We start from the raw sequence: 18,414 nt of genomic DNA on the forward strand, positions 1-18,414 counted from the left end.
GGCAGCCCCCATGGCCACCGAAACCATCGAAAACGTCGCCCACGACGACACGCCCAACCGCGAGATCCACGAACAGCTCGGCCGCAAGTATTCGGCTGGCTTCATCACCGAGATCGAATCGGACTCCCTGCCCCCGGGCCTGGACGAGGACACCATCCGTGCCCTGTCGGCCAAGAAGGAGGAGCCGGAGTGGATGACGCAGTGGCGCCTGGACGCCTACCGCCACTTCCTGACCCTGCCGATGCCGGACTGGGCCAAGCTGGAGATCGCGCCGATCGACCTGCAGGCGCTGAGCTACTACTCCGCGCCGAAGGGCCCGAAGTACGCCTCGCTGGATGACGTGCCGAAGGAACTGCTCGACACCTACGACAAGCTGGGCGTGCCGCTGCACGAACGCGCCAAGCTTGCCGGCGTGGCGGTGGATGCGGTGTTCGACTCGGTGTCCGTCGGCACCACCTTCCGCAAGGAACTGGCCGAGAAGGGCGTGATCTTCTGCTCGATGTCCGAGGCGATCAAGGAACACCCGGAGCTGGTGCGCCAGTACCTGGGCACCGTGGTGCCGGTCGGTGACAACTACTTCGCCGCGCTCAATTCGGCGGTGTTCTCCGATGGCAGCTTCGTGTTCATTCCCAAGGGCGTGCGCTGCCCGATGGAGCTGAGCACCTACTTCCGCATCAACGCCGGCCACACCGGCCAGTTCGAGCGCACCCTGATCGTGTGCGAGGACAAGGCCTACGTGTCCTACCTGGAAGGCTGCACCGCGCCGATGCGCGACGAGAACCAGCTGCACGCCGCAGTGGTCGAGCTGGTGGCACTGGAAGACGCCGAGATCAAGTACTCCACGGTGCAGAACTGGTACCCGGGCGACGAGAACGGCGTCGGCGGCATCTACAACTTCGTCACCAAGCGAGCCGAATGCCGTGGCGCGCGCAGCAAGGTCACCTGGACCCAGGTCGAGACCGGTTCGGCGATCACCTGGAAGTACCCGTCCTGCGTGCTGCTGGGCGACGACTCGGTCGGTGAGTTCCACTCCGTGGCACTGACCCACCACCGCCAGCAGGCCGACACCGGCACCAAGATGATCCACGTCGGCAAGCGCACCAAGAGCAAGATCGTCAGCAAGGGCATCAGCGCCGGCCGCGGCCAGAACACCTACCGCGGCCTGGTGCGGGTGGACCGCAACGCCGACGGCGCGCGCAACTACACCCAGTGCGACTCGCTGCTGATCGGCAAGCAGTGCGGCGCGCACACCTTCCCCTATATCGAGGTGAAGAACCCGGGCGCCACCGTTGAGCACGAGGCCACCACCTCCAAGATCTCCGACGACCAGCTGTTCTACTGCCGCGCCCGTGGCATCAGCCAGGAAGACGCGGTGTCGATGATCGTCGACGGCTTCTGCAAGCAGGTGTTCCGCGAACTGCCGATGGAGTTCGCGGTGGAAGCCAAGAAGCTGCTGGAAGTCTCGCTGGAAGGTTCGGTGGGCTGAGCGCCCGCCCCTGCCCCTCGCAAACGCATTCTCTTTACCGGCGGGCCCTGGCCCGCCCCACGGAAATCCCCACCATGCTGAAGATCGAAAACCTCCACGCCCGCATCGGCGGCAAGGAAATCCTCAAGGGCCTGTCGCTGGATGTGAAGCCCGGCCAGGTGCACGCCATCATGGGCCCGAACGGCGCCGGCAAGTCCACCCTGGGCAATGTCCTGGCCGGCCGCGATGGCTACGAAGTGACCGAAGGCCGCGTGCAGTTCGACGGCGTCGACCTGCTGGAGCTGGACCCGGAAGCGCGCGCCGCCGCCGGCCTGTTCCTGGCGTTCCAGTACCCGGTGGAGATCCCGGGCGTGAACAACACCTACTTCCTGCGCGCGGCACTGAACGCCCAGCGCAAGGCGCGCGGCGAGGAAGAACTCGATTCCATGCAGTTCCTCAAGCTGGTGCGCCAGAAGCTGGCCGTGCTGCACCTGAAGGACGAGCTGCTGCACCGTGGCGTGAACGAAGGCTTCTCCGGTGGCGAGAAGAAGCGCAACGAGATCTTCCAGCTGGCCGTGCTGGAACCGAAGCTGGCGATCCTGGACGAGACCGACTCGGGCCTGGACATCGACGCGCTGAAGAGCGTGGCCGACGGTGTCAACGCACTGCGCGGCACCGACCGCTCGTTCCTGGTCATCACCCACTACCAGCGCCTGCTGGACTACATCAAGCCGGACGTGGTGCACGTGCTGGCCGATGGCCGCATCGTCAAGACCGGTGGCCCCGAGCTGGCACTGGAACTGGAAGCGCACGGCTATGATTTCCTGAAGGACCGGGTCGTGCCCGAGGCGGCGGTCTGATGAGCGCCCTGCTTGATTCGATGGCCCAGGCCTTCTGCGGCAGCGATGCGCGCCGCGAAGTGCTGGATGCGGCCCTGCGTGACGGCCTGCCGGCCGCCCGCAACGAGGCCTGGAAGTACACCTCGCTGCGGCAGCTGGAACGCCGTGCGTTCGCTGCGGCACCGCTGCAGGCACCGGTGCTGGACGCCGCGCTGCTGGACGACATCCCGGCACCGCGCCTGGTGTTCGTCAACGGCCGCCTGGACGCCGCGCTGAGCGACGTGCAGGCGCTGCCGGACGGCGTGCAGCTGCAGCCGCTGTCGGCCGCACTGGCCTCCGGCGGAGACGCGGTGCGTTTCCTTGGCCGCCGCTACGAGCGCAGCGAAGAGATCTTCGCCCGGCTCAACGCCGCACTGGCCGATGAAGGCGTCGTGCTGCGCGTGGATGAAGGCGTGCAGGTCGAGACGCCGCTGCAGCTGGTGTTTGCCAGCGTCGCCGGCGACACCGACCTGGCCTGGCATCACCGCCACCTGATCGAACTGCGCGCCGGCGCCAGCCTGGGTGTGGTCGAGCACCGCTTCAGCGTCGGTGATTCCACCCACCTGGACAACACCGTGCTGCATGCCCATGTTGCCCGTGATGCCGTACTCAAGCACGCCCGCGTGCAGGCCGGCAGCGCACGCCAGACCAGCTTCCTGCGCACCGACGCGGTGCTGGCCCGCGACGCGCAGTACCACCGCGTTGACCTGGAACTGGGCGCCGCGCTCAGCCGCCATGAATTGAACGTCCGCCTGGAAGGCGACAACGCCCAGCTGACCGCCAATGGCGTGCTGCTCGGCAACGGCCGCCGCCACGTCGAAACCCGCCTGGGCATCGACCACATCGCGCGCGATACCGCCTGCGAATTGCTGTGGCGCGGCGTCGCCGCCAACCGCAGCCGCGTGGTGTTCCATGGTGGCATCCAGATCCGCGAAGGTGCCGACGGCACCGACGCGAACCTGTCCAACAAGAACCTGCTGCTGTCGGCCGATGCCGAGATCGACACCCAGCCGACGCTGGTGATCGACGCCGATGAAGTGAAGGCCGCGCACGGCGCGACCGTCGGCCAGCTCGATGCCAACGCGCTGTTCTACCTGCGCTCGCGCGGGCTGCCGCAGGCACAGGCGCAGGCCCTGCTGAGCGCCGCGTTCTGCCACGAACCGCTGAAGATCCTGCCGGACGCGCTGCGTGCGCAGCTGGCACGCCGCCTGGACAAGGCCCTGGCCGAGGCAGGTGTGGCATGAACCTGTCCACCCCGCGCCCGATCGAAGAACGCACCGGCGCCCCCGACTGGGACCGCGTCCGCCTCGACTTCCCGCTGCTGATGCGGGAAGTGCACGGCAAGCCGCTGGTCTATTTCGACAATGCCAACACCGGCCAGAAGCCGGTGCAGGTGATCGGCGCGGTGGACGAGTTCTACCGCCGCTACAACGCCAACGTCAGCCGCGCGGTGCATGCGCTGGGCAGCGAGGCCACCGACGCCTACGAAGGCGCGCGCAACACGCTGGCGCGCTTCCTCAACGTGCGCCCCAGCGAGCTGGTGCTGTGCAGCGGCACCACCTTCGCCATCAACCTGGTGGCGTACTCGTGGGCGCTGCCGCGGCTGAAGGCCGGTGATGTGATCCTGGTGTCGCGCATGGAGCACCACGCCAACATCGTGCCGTGGCAGCTGGTCGCGCAGCGTACCGGTGCCACCATCCGCGTGGCCGAGATCACGCCTGACGGCGCACTGGACCTGGATGCGCTGCGCGCGGCGATGACCCCGGAGGTCAAACTGCTGGCGGTCACCCATGTCTCCAACGTGCTGGGCACGGTCAACCCGGTGCGCGAGATCTGCCGCGAGGCGCGCAAGCGCGGCATCATCACCGTGGTCGACGGCTCGCAGGCCGTGCCACACCGCAAGGTCGACGTCGCCGCGATCGGCTGCGACTTCTACGCGATCACCGGCCACAAGATGTGCGGCCCGACCGGCACCGGCGCCTTGTGGGCGCGCCGCGAGCACCTGGACGCGATGCCGCCGTTCCTCGGTGGCGGCGAGATGATCAAGGAAGTCAGCTTCGACGGCACCGTGTTCAACGATGCCCCGCACAAATTCGAAGCCGGCACCCCGAACATCGCCGGCTTCATCGGCCTGGGCGTGGCTGCCGACTACCTGCAGAACGTCGGCCTGGACCATGTGGAAGCACGCGAAGCCGAGCTGCTGGCGCACTTCACCGAAGAGCTGCGCAGCGTTGATGGCCTGCGCATCATCGGCGAAGCGCCGGAGAAGGCTGCGGTGGTCTCGTTCCTGATCGATGGCGCGCATGCGCACGATCTGGCCACCCTTCTGGATCTGGAAGGCGTGGCCGTGCGCTCGGGCCAGCACTGCGCACACCCGCTGCTTCAGTACTTCGGCGTCGCGGCTACCTGCCGAGCTTCGCTGGCGTTCTACAACACGCATGCCGAGATCGAGCGGTTCATGACCGCGCTGACCAAGGTACGGAAGCTGTTGGGCTGAGGATTCGCGAGAATCAGGGAAGTATGAGAACGCCGCAGGAAACTGCGGCGTTTTTTATTGCGCACCACCAACTCTGCATTCACTTCCCGCGCCCTATCCACAGGGCGCGAATGTATTACCTCATCCATATCAGCATGAATCTTCTGAGATGAGGAGCTGTCGTGGTCCTGATTGGCTGCCCGAAGAAGACAACCGCGCTCCTGCACACAGGAGGCAAGAAGCGGCATCGATAAGGCAGCAAATAAAAAAATTATGATCTTCATCGAAACCGAACCCTGTCACTTCCCCGAGGGTTGCTTTTCAAGACGCCTTGCGTCGAGCCGCCCTTGGATCCTGAAGAACCCCTTGAAATTGCCAAGTCGATGCCGAGAGGTCGTATCGTTACTCAGCATCGCATCGGCGAAGCGCTGGAGAAGGCTGCCGTAGTCTCGTTCCTGAACGATGGCGCACTTGCACATGACCTAGCCACCCTGCTCGACTTGGCACGCCGAGATCGAGCGATTCATGACCGCATTGACCACGGTGCGCAAGTTGCTGGGATGAGGATTCGCCGGAGTCAAGGACGTGCGAGAACACCACGGGAAACCGTGGCTTTCTTGTTTTCAGCGACTACCTACTCTGCCATGCCGCACGACGATCAAGAATGACATCTGCCAAGGCGGCGTCAGCTGCGAATACGCTGATAGCAGCCTCAACGGCAACCGCGAAACATGTCGACCATGCATCAACGCTTGCCGCCACCCCATACCGAGTCGTAAAGCCCCAGCATGAGAAGCACCATGAAGGAAGTCATCCCCAAGTACAGAAATAGGCTCGCCAGCCGATGCGAGTCACAAACACTCTTACTCAAGATCACTCCATCCAAGCGCCCTCTTTTCACTGCGCGGAGCCGTTGATAGGCGCCTTCAAATGCCCAAGAAACTCCCGGACGTTTGCGCCTGCTCAACTCCGGATGATCACGCTCCAGTCTCACCTTAAACTCGTGAAGAAGGTAGAAATATGCTGGATAGAAGATGATGATTCCCAGAATTGAAAGCAAGAACAACCAGCTCATAGCTCTTTCTCCCATCCCCCCATTGCGGGAGGCTTGACTATTGCCTGTCCACCAAAGCCACCGCCAGCAGAAACCGACAGAGACCCTCCGCCGTGATCATTGAAACGGGCACTCAAACCAATAGCGAGGCCATCGCCTATTCGCACTTTAAAGTATCCCAGAGGGTTACCCTTAAGCGCCAGATCAGTTGTCCCTTTGGGGTCACCCCAAGAGAACACCTTGAAATTCGCCTGGGCACCGATGAATCCGCCCAAGCCCATCACTTTGTAAACGCCTAGCCGGTCACTTTGCCACGGGCGCGTCGTCTTGGTCGCGGTAGCCTCCGCGCCAAGACCCAGGGCAAGAGAGCCACTTGCTGTGAACGACGTCCTTCTGATTGCGCGCTCCCCGGTATTTTCGATCAGTTCACCCATACTCCCCGCAGGAGGAATTGAAGGCTCCGAATTTCTGTTTCCTGCCGAAATCCTTGGCCCACCAATGCTGCCACCACGCTCCCCCCCTTTGTCCAGCCTGCACCCCGTGTCCTTTCCGCATGCTTGCCGCCCATCAGGATCAGTAAACGCGTATGGATTACTGTGCGCGTAGTGATACCGTCCGAACGCAACTTCTGTAGCAGCAACGGGATCGACAGAAAGAAACGCGCTCGCCTCTGGATCGTAATACCGCTGCTGCATGTAACTCAGCCCGGTCCCGGAGTCCGTCACATGCCCCGTATATCCCGGCCCATCCTTCAACGGCCGATTCACCACCGCGCCATACGGTTCATACACCGTACGCTCGATGACATTTCCGCTGGCATCGGTGATCGCCACCGGTGAACCCAGTGCATCAGTGTGGATGTACTCGACGACTTCCTGTGCGGCCGCCGGAGCCACACAGGCCGCCAGCACCACCACCACGAGCACCGCCCGAATCAACAGCAAAGAGAGTCCATTCATGGCTTAGTCCCAGCTCAGTACGCCGCGGGTGACGGGATGGTCGGCCGACCACGGCGAGCAACCACCGGCATTGCAGGCACGCACGCGATAGTCACCAGCACAGTAGGTATTGCCGTCCGCACTCACATAAGCGTTCGGCCCGGTATACAGGCGCTTTCCACCGCCACCACTCTCAAGCTGGTACTCGGTCGCATCGGCCACTTGGCTCCAGCCTACCGAGCACTGCACCTGATACGGTGCCTTGCGGGTGGTCAACCATTCGGCAAGGTAGAAGCTGGGCGTGCCAGGCGGAAGTGCGACCACAACCGTCGCAATGCCTGAATAGGGGCTACATCCGGCGAAATTGCACGCCCTTACCCGATACGCATAGCTACCCTTACCACGGCTGGCACCAAAGCTGTTCCCGCCGCCGTTATGCACCACCGTCCAGCCACCACCGTTGGCACTCTCCTCCAGCACGAAGCTCTCGCTGTTGGCCGGCACCGACCAGCTCAGGCTGTACTGCGGCACGTTCGCCAGGCCCGGCGCGCTGATCACCGGCTCGATCGTCGGCGGCCCGATCACCGCTACCGCCGCCGTGGCCGACCACGGCCCGCAGCCCGCGCCATTGCAGGCAGCAACCCGATAGCCATAGTTGCCCATGCCGCGCGCAGCGGTGGCATAGGAACCTGCTTCGCCGTCGAACAGCGTGACCCATCCGCCACCATTGCTGCTTTCCTGCAGGGTGTAGCGCGTGGCACCAGCCACCCCGTTCCAGCCAATGCCGATACTGCCCGGCGCAGCGCGTGCTGGCGCAGAGAGACCTGGCGCAGTGGCAGGCGGATACACCACCGTCACCGCAGCCGTGGCGCCGTATCCCGTGCACCCCACCGGGTTACATGCGCGAACCCGGTAGTTGTAGCCTCCCGCTGCCTTGCCACTGAAGGCCTTGGACTGACCGATGGCGTTATGTACCTGGACCCAGGCGCCACCATTGGCGCTTTCCTCCAGCTCATAGCGCTCGGCACCGGATGCCGCAGACCATGCAACGCTGTAACTGCCATTGAAGGCTGTGGCAGGCACGTTCAAGGTCGGCACGATGGATGGCGCCAGTGCCACGGCCACTGATGCGACATTGCTCCATCCGCCGCACACCGCCCGGCAGCCGCGCACCCGGAACTGATAGGTTCCCGTGACCAGGCCGGTGCTGGTGAACGATTGCGCCGCGCCATCGAAGACCGTGCTCCAGGTGCCCGCAAGGGCACGCTGCAGCTCATACCGGTTGGCACCACCGGCCGGGCTCCAGGTCAGGTTCACGCTGCCTTGGGTGATGTAGCCCGGCGCACTCAGCGCGGGAACGCTGGGTGCGGCTTCGCCATGCACCTGGGACACCAGGCTGCCTGACAGGTAGAGATAGTCGGTCTGTTTGCCGGTACGTTCGTTGCGCTGGAATCGCAGCACACCGCCGTTGTCGTAGAACGAATAGATCGCCCCCTTGCCACTGGCGCTGGCCTTCACCCGGCGCCCGTGGGCGTCGTACTCGTAACTCTCTGCTGTCCCCGCCGCGCGCAGCCGGTTGCCGTAGTCAAACGTGAAAGCTTGACCATTGCGCACCGAAAGATTGCCCTGCACGTCATAGCCAAGACCGGTCACTGTCGCCCCGGTTCCGGTTTCGATCACATTGACCAGCCGATTGGTCGGATCGAAATAGTGCGTACGATCGCGACTGCCGACCTTGGCACGACGCAGGTTGTCCAGCGCGTCGTACTCATACAGCGCGTTGCCGAAGCCCGGCGCAGTGACCGTCCGCAACCGGTCCAGGCCGTCATAGGTCATGTCCCGGTTGCCGGGCGCCCCGGGCAGGCCATCGGAAATGGCCATCACGTTGCCCCCAGCATCGTAGTCGTAGCTGTCATCCAGCACTGCGGCCGCTGCGGTGGCATCGCGGCTGCGGTCGGGCAGCCCGCGGGCATTCTGGGTCAACGTGTGCACGATCCCGTTGCCATAGACGAAGCGGGCCAGCGCGCCGTTGGCGAAGTAACTGGCCTCCTTTGCATAGCCGCCGACCGTCGTCGCCCGACCCAGTGCATCCGGCGCATAGCTGACGACACGCCCACCCGGATAGGTATTGCTGGCCAGCGTGCCGTTGGCATCGTAGCCATAGGCCAGGCTCAGGCTTCCCAGATCCGGATGCTGCAGGGTTTCGCCGCTGAGCAGGCGGCGGCGGTTGTACTGGTAGCGGTTGACGACCATCGGCCGGGCCGGGTCGTTCTGCGTACTGATCTCGGCAGGCAGACCATCAGGTGCGTAGGACCAGTTCTGATTTCCACGCCCATCCGGGAAGATCAGGGTCGACAAGCGGTTGGCGGCGTCGTAACTACGCTTCACCGCACGTCCACTGGCCAGCGCTTCATTGCGATTGCAGTCGGTGGTACTGGTCAAACCCGTGCCGGCCGCCGACCACAGCACGTTGCCTGCCGCGTCGTAGTCCTGCACGGTCGCACCGGTTTCCGGTTCGATGGTCTTGCACAGCTGCTGGTAGCCGTCATAGATGTAGCGGCGGGTCAGCGACTGGCTGCCGTCTGCACTGCGGCGGGTGATCGCCAGCGGCTTGCCCAACGTGTCTCGCTGGATCTCGGTCACCACGCCTTCCGGGTGCTGCAGCGTCAGCGGCATCTCGTAGCTGGGCTGGTCGTAGGCAAGGTGACGTGTCGTCGTCGCCTGGCCGCGCGGGTTGGTCACTTTCACCGACAGGTTGCCCACGTACTCGGTGCGGGTAACCAGTGCCCCCAGCTCGGACGATTGACTGACCACGGTGGGGCGGCCCAACGCGTCGTACTGCGTCGTGGTGCCGGCCAGGGCGGCATTGATATCGGAGAGCTGCCGCGTGGGATACGAGGCAAACACGGTCTTGCCGCTGGTGTCGTAGCGGGTCACCACGGCACTGTCCAGCACGTTGTTGGCGTTTTCGGTTACCAGCACCGGGCGGAACATCGCATCCAGGTAGGTATCGGTGCGCCGCCCGCCCTGCGTGCGGGAGTGCTTCCATGCACCGGCGGGAACCCCCAGCTGCGCGCTACCCAGTCGCTGCAGGTCCATGGTTACGCCATTCCAGTTCACGCTGTCGCCGCCAGGGAACTGCTGGCTGCGCAGCCTGCCCATGCTGTCGTAGCTGAAGCTGGTGGTTGCGCCGGTTTCGTCGGTCAGCGAGGTGATCCAACCGTTGTCGTCGACGACAACCGTGCGCACCGCACCATTGGGCGCTTCGGGCGTGGCCGGCAGGCGGAGCTGCTGCGGAACACCACGCTTCCATCCCGACAGATGGCTGGTATTTCCAAGGCCATCGGCCACCGATGCAACCGTGCCGTCGGCTGCGTAGGTCACCTGCTGGGCCAGGCGGCCAAATGCGTAGGCGCGCAGCGGCAGCGCTTTGGTCGTATCGAATTCGGTGCGGGACTGCTCGATGCCGTTGAGCACACTGCGCGCCGTCTGGCCGTTCACCCATAGCGCGGGATTGTCGTAGTAGCTGGTACTGCTGGTGCGACTCTGTCCAGCGGAATTCGCTTCGACGACGGAAACTTCGCGGACGAAGGCATCAAAGGCCTGCACCGTACGGGTGAACTGCACGCCGTCCTGATTGATGATCGTGCTCTGCACTGGGCGGTTCAGATGCTCTCCCAGCTCCGTGGCCCCGTACTTGAGGTTCCGACCCGCCTCGCGCGGGAACGGTGCGCTGGCAAGCTGCGCGTCCGGGTAGTAGTTACTGCGCTCGGTTCGAACCACCGCGCCACCAGAGCTGGTTGTCGTCGACAGCAGCAGACCGTCGTTATAGCCAACTTCCTTTCCGAATTCGTATGTCCGGATCGTGCCATCCGGCAGGGTTTCAATCGTTATCTTGGGCTCTGCCTGCCCCACCGGGATTGCCGGCCACCCAGCCTGGTCGACTCTCCTGTCGTACTCCCACCCCAGATTGGTGTACTGATAGCTCCACTCCGCCGTGGGCATCCCCGGGCCACTTATCCGCTTTGCCACCAGCGACATCGCGTCCCGATAGATAGGCGTGAGATTCCACCCGTCGGCCAGCAACTGGTCGTCGCCGGAAGTCTGGCAGTTGAACGGAACATTCTTGCGGCCATGCCGGAAAGGTCGGAACACGAAGGTTCCTACCGCGCCTGATGGGTGCGTGATGGAGGCTGCAACCTCGGTCTGCACAATCTTGTTCGTCTTCGCGCAAAGAGCCGGGACCTCCATATAGGCCCAAACGTCCTGCCCGGTGTACTCCTGGTACTTCTTCGTCACATTGACAGGCGGCAGGTTGTAGCTCCACGCCGTCCCGTCCGGCAGCGTCACCGACTGCAACACACCGGCCGGGGTGTAGCCATAGGACCAGGTTCGGCCTGCTGCGGTTGCCGTTGCGATGCGCCCCTGGGAGTCATAGGCAAGGGTGATGCTGCGCCCATCGTTGGCAACGATTCGATCCAGCCGCCCGCCGCTCCATTCGTACCGGACCCAATTGCCGAAACGATCGACAACCTGTGATGGATAGAGGAAGACCTTTTTCCGTTTCAACGTGGCATGGGTGATGGTGTCGTAGGGCTGGAGAACGGCAGACTCGTTCTCGCGCGCCACCATCCAGTCGAAGTAGTACTTGGTTCCGTCTGGCGCGTGCCCTAGGAAACCCTCGCCCGGCTGGCCGCTCTTGAGCGCACTGAGGCAGGAGAAGAACCATCCCCCTTTTGTGTTCCAGGGGGTTGGCGTGCCAACCTGGGGCGTTGGCTGGCGCGCGTCCCCGCTGCCCGCCAGGACGGTTTCACCGCCTCCGCCCGGCAATGAAAGCCTCACCCCCTCCCAATAGGTGTGCGGAGCAAAACTGATGGTCTGGGTCTGCTTGTAATTCCAGACATCCAGCGACGGGGGTGCGGAAACTGTCGAGCAACGGGCGCTTGGCGTCCAATGCCCGCCGATCGCGGTTTCGGGCTGGTCTCCGTAGGTGCCTGAAAGCGATGGAATGTCGAGATCCCAGTTTCCATATTCCTTGTCATTTGCACTGCCGCTGACATCCCCGTAACTGCGGCTGAGCGATACCGCGAGCCCACTGTTGCCCGGAATCGAAATATCCGTAGCCTTGAAACTGATCGAGCCGTCATAGAGATTGACCTGCTCGCCGAAGATCTCGCCCTTCAGCGGTTCGACAAGGTCCCCGTACTTCAGCCGCTTGTCGTACTCCTGCCGCCAGGTGGGAACGATCTGGGCTGAAACGGCGACCGGTGCCAGCACGCACAGGCCAACGACACCCAGAAGCAGATGCTTGGCAGCCATTGCGGCGCGCGGATGAGAAATGAGGCCAGACTGCATGCAGATCCTCCCTGGATCGACGTCCCTGTGTGCCCCACCTGCGCCGAACGGCAGTTGGCCTTCGACCAGGCGGCACCCGCGCCGGCAGACAGCCACGCGTTGCTTCACGGTGGGCGGGTGCTGGCTGCAGTTATGAACGAAACATGAAGGAGGCGTCAACAGGATGTAGTCGACACACTTTGCAAAGCCACCCATCCCGCGACCTCCCGCGCCCCTCCCCGCTCCACCTAGAATGTCCCCATGACCACCCTGACCTTCCGCGCCGCCACGCCGGCCGACATCCCCGCCCTGATCGCCCTCGTCACCTCGGCCTACCGGGGCGACGCCAGCCGCGTTGGCTGGACCACCGAAGCCGACCTGCTGGATGGCGCCCGCATCGACGCCGAAGGCATCCAGGCCGACCTCGACCGCCCGCGCTCGACCATTCTGCTGGCCGAGCGCGGGGACCAGCTGGTGGCCTGCGCACACGTCGCCGATGTCGACGGCAAGGGCTACTTCGGCATGTTCTCGGTCGACCCGGCGCAGCAGGGCGGCGGCGTCGGCAAGCAGCTGATGGACGCCGCCGAAGCACACGCCGCGCGCGAATGGAAGGTGCCGGTGATGCAGATGACGGTGATCGACGTGCGCGACGAGCTGATCGCCTTCTACGAGCGTCGTGGCTACCAGCGCACCGGCATCAAGAAGCCGTTCCCGTACGGCGATGAGCGCTTCGGCATCCCCAAGCGCGACGACCTGCGCTTCGAGATCCTGGAAAAGCCGCTGGCCGGAGCCGCCGCGTGAGCGATACCTGGACCTTCGTCTGCGCCGGCAACGAGCTGCTGCCGGGCGAAATGAAGAGTGTGTTCGACGAAGTGACCGGCGCGCCGATCGTGGTGTTCAACCTGGACGGTGAGCTGTACGCCCTGGAAGACCAGTGCACGCATGAAGAGTTCGAGCTGTCTTCAGGCGAGTTCAACACCACCGAAGGCAGCGTGGAATGCGTGCTGCACGGCGCGCGCTTCGACGTGCGCGATGGCCGCGCCCTGTGCGCCCCGGCCTATACGCCGGTGCCCAAGTTCCCGGTGAAGCGCGAACACGACGCCGTCTGGACCCGCGACGACCGCGATTGAAGCGCCCCCTGGCCGCCGGCGACTCCGCCCAGGGGGTAGAAGCCAGCGGAGCGCACTGAGGGGCCTTCACGACCCTCTCCGGGCCCCCACACCTCTAACCCAATTGCGCATATGCGAATCATTATCGTTTATGTTATTCTACGTAACACCTTCGTAACGACGCCGCCCCTGCGCCATGGCTTCGCCCGCGCCCACCGCCACGCTGTGCCAGCTCGCCCGCCAAGGGTGGCCGCTGGTCGTGGCCGCGCTGCTGACGCTGCTGCTGGGCTGGTCGGCGCTGCACGAAGGGCGCGGCAACGGGCCTGCGGCCCACGGCTGGCAGGCGCACGCTGAAGGGCTGCAGCAAGCCATGCCGTTGCCGGCCCCGCCGGTGGACGAATGCCCGCACCATGCCGCCCCGGCACCGGAGCCGCCGCTGGATGGCGAGGGCGCCGCGCCCTGCACCGCACTGGCTCCCCCGCGTGCCGTCCTGGTCGCGCACATTCCGCTGTGGCGCTCCGATGCCCTGCGCTGGCAGCGGCACGATCCCGCACTGCGGTTGAACCCCGGCCACGCGCCGCCCGCACCGCACGCCAGCTGAGGCGCCCTGCGGCCGTTGCCGTGCGCCTGATTGCGTTTCCTGCCAGCCGGGCATCGGCCCGGTCCTGCAGAAGAAGCCTTCCATGTGTCGACGCGCTGCCTGCGCTTCGCCCCTCGCCCTTTCCCGATCCACGCCACGACCCATCGCCATGACCTACATCACGTCCCGCAAGCACGCCCCGCGCGTTTCCCTGCTCGCCACCGCTACCCTGGCTGCGGGCTTCGCGCCGCTGGCTGCGCAGGCTGCCGACAGCGCCGACGCCGGCTCCCGCAACGCCACCGAGCTGGACAAGGTGCAGGTGCGCGGCAGCTGGTTCAATCCCTCCTCGCCGAAGTTCACCGCCGAACTGCTGGACACCCCGAAGTCGGTATCGATCGTGTCGGAGAAGCTGATCGCCGAAACCGGTGCGACCAACCTGCAGGATGCGCTGCGCATGGTGCCGGGCATCACCTTCGGCGCCGGCGAAGGCGGCAACCCCACCGGTGATCGCCCCTTCATCCGTGGCTTCGATTCGCAGAGCAACGTCTTCGTCGACGGCCTGCGCGACGTCGGTTCGCAGACCCGCGAAATCTTCGACCTGGAGCAGGTGGAAGTGGTCAAGGGCCCGAGCTCGGCCTACGGCGGCCGCGATTCCGGCGGTGGCAGCCTGAACCTGGTAAGCAAGACGCCGAAGCTGAAGAACGAGACCAGCGCCAGCATGGGCATCGGTACCGACAGCTACGCGCGCGGCACCGTGGACGCCAACTACGTGCTGGGCGATGGCATCGCCGCACGCCTGAACCTGATGAAGCACGAATCGGACATCGCCGGCCGCGACGCCGCCAACGTCAGCCGCTGGGGCATCGCGCCGTCGATCGCGTTCGGCCTGAACGGCCCGGCGCAGCTGATCGCCAGCCACTACCACATGCAGAGCGACGACCTGCCGGACGCCGGTGGCTTCCCGTACGGCAACCCGAGCGGTGCGCCGGCGTCGAAGTGGGTCGACGGCCGCCCGATGGTGCCGGACCGCAACAACTACTACGGCCTGGTCGACCGTGATTTCCAGCGCACCCGCGCCGACATCAGCACCCTGGATGCCAGCTACGACTTCGGCGGCCACAAGCTGCGCAACATCGCGCGCCTGGGCAACACCAGCAACGACTACCTGTGGACCCAGCCGGACGACAGCCAAGGCAACCCGAACAACTACGGCACCTTGTGGCGCCGTACCAACAGCCGTGCCGTCGACGTCAAGAGCTTCGCCGACCAGCTGGGCCTGACCGGCGCCTTCCAGACCGGCGTGCTCAAGCACAGCTACAGCGCCGGCGTGGAGTACAGCGACGAGAAGATGACCCGCGGCAGCTACCTGATGACCCCGGGCACCAGCAACCCGCTCACCGGCAACAGCAAGTGCCCGACCACCGGCGCGGCCACCGGCTACAACTGCACCGATTTCGCCAACCCGGACCCGCGCGATCCGTGGGCGGCCACGCACTCGGTGTACCGCAGCAACAAGGCGCTGGACGTCGAGCAGCGCACCAAGACCACCTCGGCCTACGTGTTCGACACCATCGAGCTCAATGAGCAGTGGATGGTCAACCTCGGCCTGCGCTACGACGACTTCCGCACCACCCTGACCACTCCGGTGGCCGGTGCGGCGCCGACCCGCGTGCGCAACAGCAACGACTTCCTGAACTACCAGGCCGGCGTGGTGTTCAAGCCGGCTGCCAACGGCAGCATCTACCTGTCGTGGGGCACCTCCTCGACGCCGCCGGGCATGGACGGGGGTGATGGTTCGGACGGCCTGAGCGCCGCCGTGGCCGACCTCAAGCCGCAGGATACGAAGAACCTCGAGCTGGGCACCAAGTGGGACCTGTTCGACCAGCGCCTGAACCTCACCGCGGCGATCTTCCACACCGTGATGAACAACGCGCGCGTGACCGTCGACAACGGCACCAGCCAGAACGCCGGCAAGAAGGAAATCAACGGCTTCGAGCTCGGCTTCACCGGCCAGCTGACCGAGGCCTGGAGCCTGTACGGCGGCTACACCTACCTGGACTCGGAACTGAAGGACAACGGCTTCGTCTGTGGCGCACCGGTCGGCCGCAGCTGCCCGTCCAACGTCTACGTGCCCTCGCCGTACAACGGCAACGAGTTCCCGAACACCGCCAAGCACAGCGCCAACCTGTGGACCACCTACCGCTTCCCGATCGGCCTGACCCTCGGCGCCGGTGCGTTCTACTCGGACAAGCAGTACGGTGACGTCGCCAACACCAAGTGGATCGCCAGCTACACCCGCTTCGACGCGATGGCCAGCTACGCGATCCAGGACAACATCAGCCTGCAGCTCAACGTGCAGAACCTGACCGACAAGACCTACTTCACCAAGGCTTATGCCTCGCACTACGCGAGCATCGCCCCGGGGCGCTCGGCCACCCTGGCACTGAACGTGAAGTTCTGATGTAGCTTCGTTCCACCACGGCGGCAGGTTCTCCTGCCGCCGTTTTTGTTTCCGGCGATACTCACCCCATGGCGAACCGTACCCCCATCGACAGCGACGCCCTGGCCGAGCTGCTGCAGCACGATCCGCAGGCCGCGTTCGCACGCGTCCGCGACGCCGCGCAGGCCGGACAGGTCGAGGCACAACTGCTGCTTGCGCAGATGCACATGGAAGGCAAAGGCACCGCGCAGGATGCTTCGGCTGCGCTGCTCTGGTACGAAACCGCCGCCAACAACGGCGCACCGATGGCGATGAACATGCTTGGCCGCTGCCATGAACTGGGCCAGGGCACCGCGCCGGATCCGGCACTGGCGGCGGTGTGGTACCGGCGCGCAGCCGACACCGGGCTGGACTGGGGCCTGTACAACCTGGCCAACCTGCTGGCCACCGGCCGCGGCGTCACCCAGGACCGCGCGCAGGCACTGGCCCTGTACACCCGTGCCGCGCACCTGGGCCATGCCAAATCGATGAACCTGCTGGCCCGCCACCTTGAGGACGGGCTGGACACCGCGCCCGATCCGCAGGCAGCGCTGGCCTGGTACCAGCGCGCGGCCGAAGCCGGTGATTTCCGCGGCCAGGCCAACTACGCCTCGATCCTGCTGCAGGCCGGCCAGGTCGAGCAGGCCGTGCACTGGCTGCAGCTTGCACTGGCCCACGGCAGCCCGGCGTTCATGGCGCACATCGTGCCGGAACTGGCCGCCTCGCCGCATCCACAGGTGCGCGCCCTGGTCGCGCCACCGTCGCTCTGAGGAGTCCCGCATGCTGCTGCACATCCCCGACATCCTCAGCGCCGACCAGGTGGCCGACTTCCGCCGCCGCCTCGATGCCGCCGACTGGACCGATGGCCGCGAAACCGTCGGCCATCTGGGCGCGCAGGCCAAGCACAACCAGCAGCTGCCCGAGGCGTCGCCGCTGCGCCGCGAACTGGGCGAGGTCATCCTCGTCGCGCTGGCCCGGCACCCGCTGTTCTTCAGCGCCGCGCTGCCACTGAAGTACCTGCCTCCGCGCTTCAACCGCTACAGCGGCGGCGGCACCTACGGCTTCCATGTCGATGGCGCGGTGATGAACCTGGCCAACGGCGAACAGCTGCGTTCGGATATCTCCTGCACCCTGTTCCTGTCGGCGCCGGACGAATACGAAGGCGGCGAGCTGGTCATCAGCGATACCTACGGCGAGCACGAAGTGAAGCTGCCGGCCGGCGACCTGATCGTCTATCCGTCCAGCAGCCTGCACCAGGTGCGGCCGGTCACCCGTGGCGCACGCGTGGCGTCGTTCTTCTGGGTGCAGAGCATGATCCGCGACGATGTGCAGCGCCGCCTGCTGTGGGAAATGGATGGCGCGATCGAGCGCCTGCGCCAGACCGGCGCCGACGCTGAGGCGATCCTGCAGCTGACCGGCGTGTACCACAACCTGCTGCGGCGCTGGAGCGAAGTCTGAGCCTGGCCGTGCCGGCCTGCGACACTTTGGCAATCATTCTCATTTGCAACAGCTAACGGCTCTCATTACAATCACGCCCCGTTGATGCCGGCCGCTGCCGGCAGGCCCCTGGGGATCTTCGCTTGCTGCGCCCGCTTCGCCCTCGCCAACTGATCCATCGCACGATGGGTACCGCCATGCGCGGCCAGCGTCCTGCGCTGGCCAGCCTGCTGGCATGGGTGGCGATGCTGGCGTTGCTGCTGGGCGCGCTGCCGCTGCTGCCACAGGCCCAGGCCGGAATGGCCGTGCAGATGCCGCTGGAAGAGCGCGGCGGCCAAGGCACCTTGCTGGAAGAAGCACCGGCCAAGCTGCGCCGCTGCGCCTCTACTCCGGTGAATGCGGCCGAGAAGGCACCGCCGCCACTTCTGCTGGCCAGCCAATGGCTGCGCACCGAGCTTGAACTCGTACCCGCCACGCCGGCCATGCCCGGCGTGCGCCCGGACTGGCCGCTGGCCGCTCCGGACACGCCCTGGGCTGTTCCGCCCGGGCGCCGCCAGCAACGCGGCCAGGCGCCGCCGCTCGCCTGATCCACGGCCCGCGTGACCGCCTGCGCGGTCGTGCCCGCGCGCCGCTGCCTGCTTCATCCCTGCCGCCCCTGACCGGG

General features: G+C 65.4%; 14 protein-coding genes and 1 pseudogene. 12 read left to right on the forward strand and 3 right to left on the reverse strand.

Annotated features, from left to right (window positions below; all coding sequences use genetic code 11):
- Positions 1-10 precede the first annotated feature (10 nt).
- The 5 genes and pseudogenes from sufB to AC5P9I_RS07580 form a co-directional block, all read left to right on the forward strand.
- Entirely contained in the window at positions 11-1,486 is a 1,476-nt protein-coding gene (gene sufB / locus AC5P9I_RS07560; RefSeq protein ID WP_057494207.1) for a Fe-S cluster assembly protein SufB, read from the forward strand.
- 74 nt (positions 1,487-1,560) lie between these two features.
- A complete protein-coding gene (gene sufC, locus AC5P9I_RS07565; RefSeq protein WP_064237809.1) occupies positions 1,561-2,325 on the forward strand; it encodes a Fe-S cluster assembly ATPase SufC in 765 nt (254 codons plus the stop codon).
- Complete coding sequence (sufD, locus tag AC5P9I_RS07570) at positions 2,325-3,587, forward strand: Fe-S cluster assembly protein SufD (protein WP_049467417.1); 1,263 nt, start codon at positions 2,325-2,327, stop codon at positions 3,585-3,587. Before sufC ends, sufD begins: the two co-directional genes overlap by 1 nt.
- Entirely contained in the window at positions 3,584-4,840 is a 1,257-nt protein-coding gene (locus AC5P9I_RS07575; protein WP_049467418.1) for a cysteine desulfurase, read from the forward strand. Before sufD ends, AC5P9I_RS07575 begins: the two co-directional genes overlap by 4 nt.
- A gap of 398 nt (positions 4,841-5,238) precedes the next feature.
- Positions 5,239-5,383, forward strand: a pseudogene (locus tag AC5P9I_RS07580) (cysteine desulfurase CsdA); the annotation flags it as partial.
- 181 nt (positions 5,384-5,564) lie between these two features.
- Here AC5P9I_RS07580 and AC5P9I_RS07585 read toward each other — a convergent pair.
- The 3 genes from AC5P9I_RS07585 to AC5P9I_RS07595 are packed head-to-tail and all read right to left on the reverse strand — an operon-like array spanning position 5,565 to position 12,166.
- Positions 5,565-5,894, reverse strand: a complete 330-nt coding sequence (locus AC5P9I_RS07585; protein ID WP_049467420.1) for a hypothetical protein — start codon at positions 5,892-5,894, stop codon at positions 5,565-5,567.
- On the reverse strand, positions 5,891-6,832 hold the full coding sequence (locus tag AC5P9I_RS07590) for an RHS repeat domain-containing protein (protein ID WP_080355549.1): 942 nt from the start codon (positions 6,830-6,832) through the stop codon (positions 5,891-5,893). The genes AC5P9I_RS07585 and AC5P9I_RS07590 overlap by 4 nt, the downstream gene beginning before the upstream one ends.
- A gap of 3 nt (positions 6,833-6,835) precedes the next feature.
- A complete protein-coding gene (locus AC5P9I_RS07595; protein ID WP_088476202.1) occupies positions 6,836-12,166 on the reverse strand; it encodes an RHS repeat domain-containing protein in 5,331 nt (1,776 codons plus the stop codon).
- 240 nt (positions 12,167-12,406) lie between these two features.
- On the opposite strand from AC5P9I_RS07595, the gene AC5P9I_RS07600 reads away from it, so the two are divergent.
- The 7 genes from AC5P9I_RS07600 (at position 12,407) to AC5P9I_RS07630 (ending at position 18,337) form a co-directional block, all read left to right on the forward strand.
- Positions 12,407-12,946 carry a GNAT family N-acetyltransferase gene (locus AC5P9I_RS07600; protein WP_049467423.1) on the forward strand — a complete coding sequence of 180 codons (540 nt, stop codon included), beginning with the start codon at positions 12,407-12,409 and terminating at the stop codon, positions 12,944-12,946.
- Complete coding sequence (locus tag AC5P9I_RS07605; protein WP_049467425.1) at positions 12,943-13,275, forward strand: non-heme iron oxygenase ferredoxin subunit; 333 nt, start codon at positions 12,943-12,945, stop codon at positions 13,273-13,275. The genes AC5P9I_RS07600 and AC5P9I_RS07605 overlap by 4 nt, the downstream gene beginning before the upstream one ends.
- A gap of 175 nt (positions 13,276-13,450) precedes the next feature.
- Positions 13,451-13,855, forward strand: coding sequence for a hypothetical protein (locus AC5P9I_RS07610; RefSeq protein ID WP_049467427.1), 405 nt, complete (start codon positions 13,451-13,453; stop codon positions 13,853-13,855).
- Positions 13,856-14,003: 148 nt separating this feature from the next.
- Positions 14,004-16,295, forward strand: a complete 2,292-nt coding sequence (locus AC5P9I_RS07615) for a TonB-dependent receptor (protein WP_049467429.1) — start codon at positions 14,004-14,006, stop codon at positions 16,293-16,295.
- 68 nt (positions 16,296-16,363) lie between these two features.
- Positions 16,364-17,083: a tetratricopeptide repeat protein gene (locus AC5P9I_RS07620; RefSeq protein WP_049467431.1), complete on the forward strand. Its 720-nt coding sequence runs from the start codon at positions 16,364-16,366 to the stop codon at positions 17,081-17,083.
- A gap of 10 nt (positions 17,084-17,093) precedes the next feature.
- Positions 17,094-17,771: a Fe2+-dependent dioxygenase gene (locus tag AC5P9I_RS07625; RefSeq protein ID WP_049467433.1), complete on the forward strand. Its 678-nt coding sequence runs from the start codon at positions 17,094-17,096 to the stop codon at positions 17,769-17,771.
- 164 nt (positions 17,772-17,935) lie between these two features.
- A complete protein-coding gene (locus AC5P9I_RS07630) occupies positions 17,936-18,337 on the forward strand; it encodes a hypothetical protein (RefSeq protein WP_049467435.1) in 402 nt (133 codons plus the stop codon).
- The last annotated feature ends 77 nt before the right edge of the window (positions 18,338-18,414 follow it).

The sequence above is a fragment of the Stenotrophomonas sp. YJH_SMC_29 genome (genome assembly GCF_059371235.1).

Coding starts and splice junctions, on each gene's coding strand:
- sufB (WP_057494207.1), top strand. CDS start 11: ATGGCCACCGAAACCATCGAAAACGTCGCCCACGACGACACGCCCAAC.
- sufC (WP_064237809.1), top strand. CDS start 1,561: ATGCTGAAGATCGAAAACCTCCACGCCCGCATCGGCGGCAAGGAAATC.
- sufD (WP_049467417.1), top strand. CDS start 2,325: ATGAGCGCCCTGCTTGATTCGATGGCCCAGGCCTTCTGCGGCAGCGAT.
- AC5P9I_RS07575 (WP_049467418.1), top strand. CDS start 3,584: ATGAACCTGTCCACCCCGCGCCCGATCGAAGAACGCACCGGCGCCCCC.
- AC5P9I_RS07585 (WP_049467420.1), bottom strand. CDS start 5,894: ATGAGCTGGTTGTTCTTGCTTTCAATTCTGGGAATCATCATCTTCTAT.
- AC5P9I_RS07590 (WP_080355549.1), bottom strand. CDS start 6,832: ATGAATGGACTCTCTTTGCTGTTGATTCGGGCGGTGCTCGTGGTGGTG.
- AC5P9I_RS07595 (WP_088476202.1), bottom strand. CDS start 12,166: ATGCAGTCTGGCCTCATTTCTCATCCGCGCGCCGCAATGGCTGCCAAG.
- AC5P9I_RS07600 (WP_049467423.1), top strand. CDS start 12,407: ATGACCACCCTGACCTTCCGCGCCGCCACGCCGGCCGACATCCCCGCC.
- AC5P9I_RS07610 (WP_049467427.1), top strand. CDS start 13,451: ATGGCTTCGCCCGCGCCCACCGCCACGCTGTGCCAGCTCGCCCGCCAA.
- AC5P9I_RS07615 (WP_049467429.1), top strand. CDS start 14,004: ATGACCTACATCACGTCCCGCAAGCACGCCCCGCGCGTTTCCCTGCTC.
- AC5P9I_RS07620 (WP_049467431.1), top strand. CDS start 16,364: ATGGCGAACCGTACCCCCATCGACAGCGACGCCCTGGCCGAGCTGCTG.
- AC5P9I_RS07625 (WP_049467433.1), top strand. CDS start 17,094: ATGCTGCTGCACATCCCCGACATCCTCAGCGCCGACCAGGTGGCCGAC.
- AC5P9I_RS07630 (WP_049467435.1), top strand. CDS start 17,936: ATGGGTACCGCCATGCGCGGCCAGCGTCCTGCGCTGGCCAGCCTGCTG.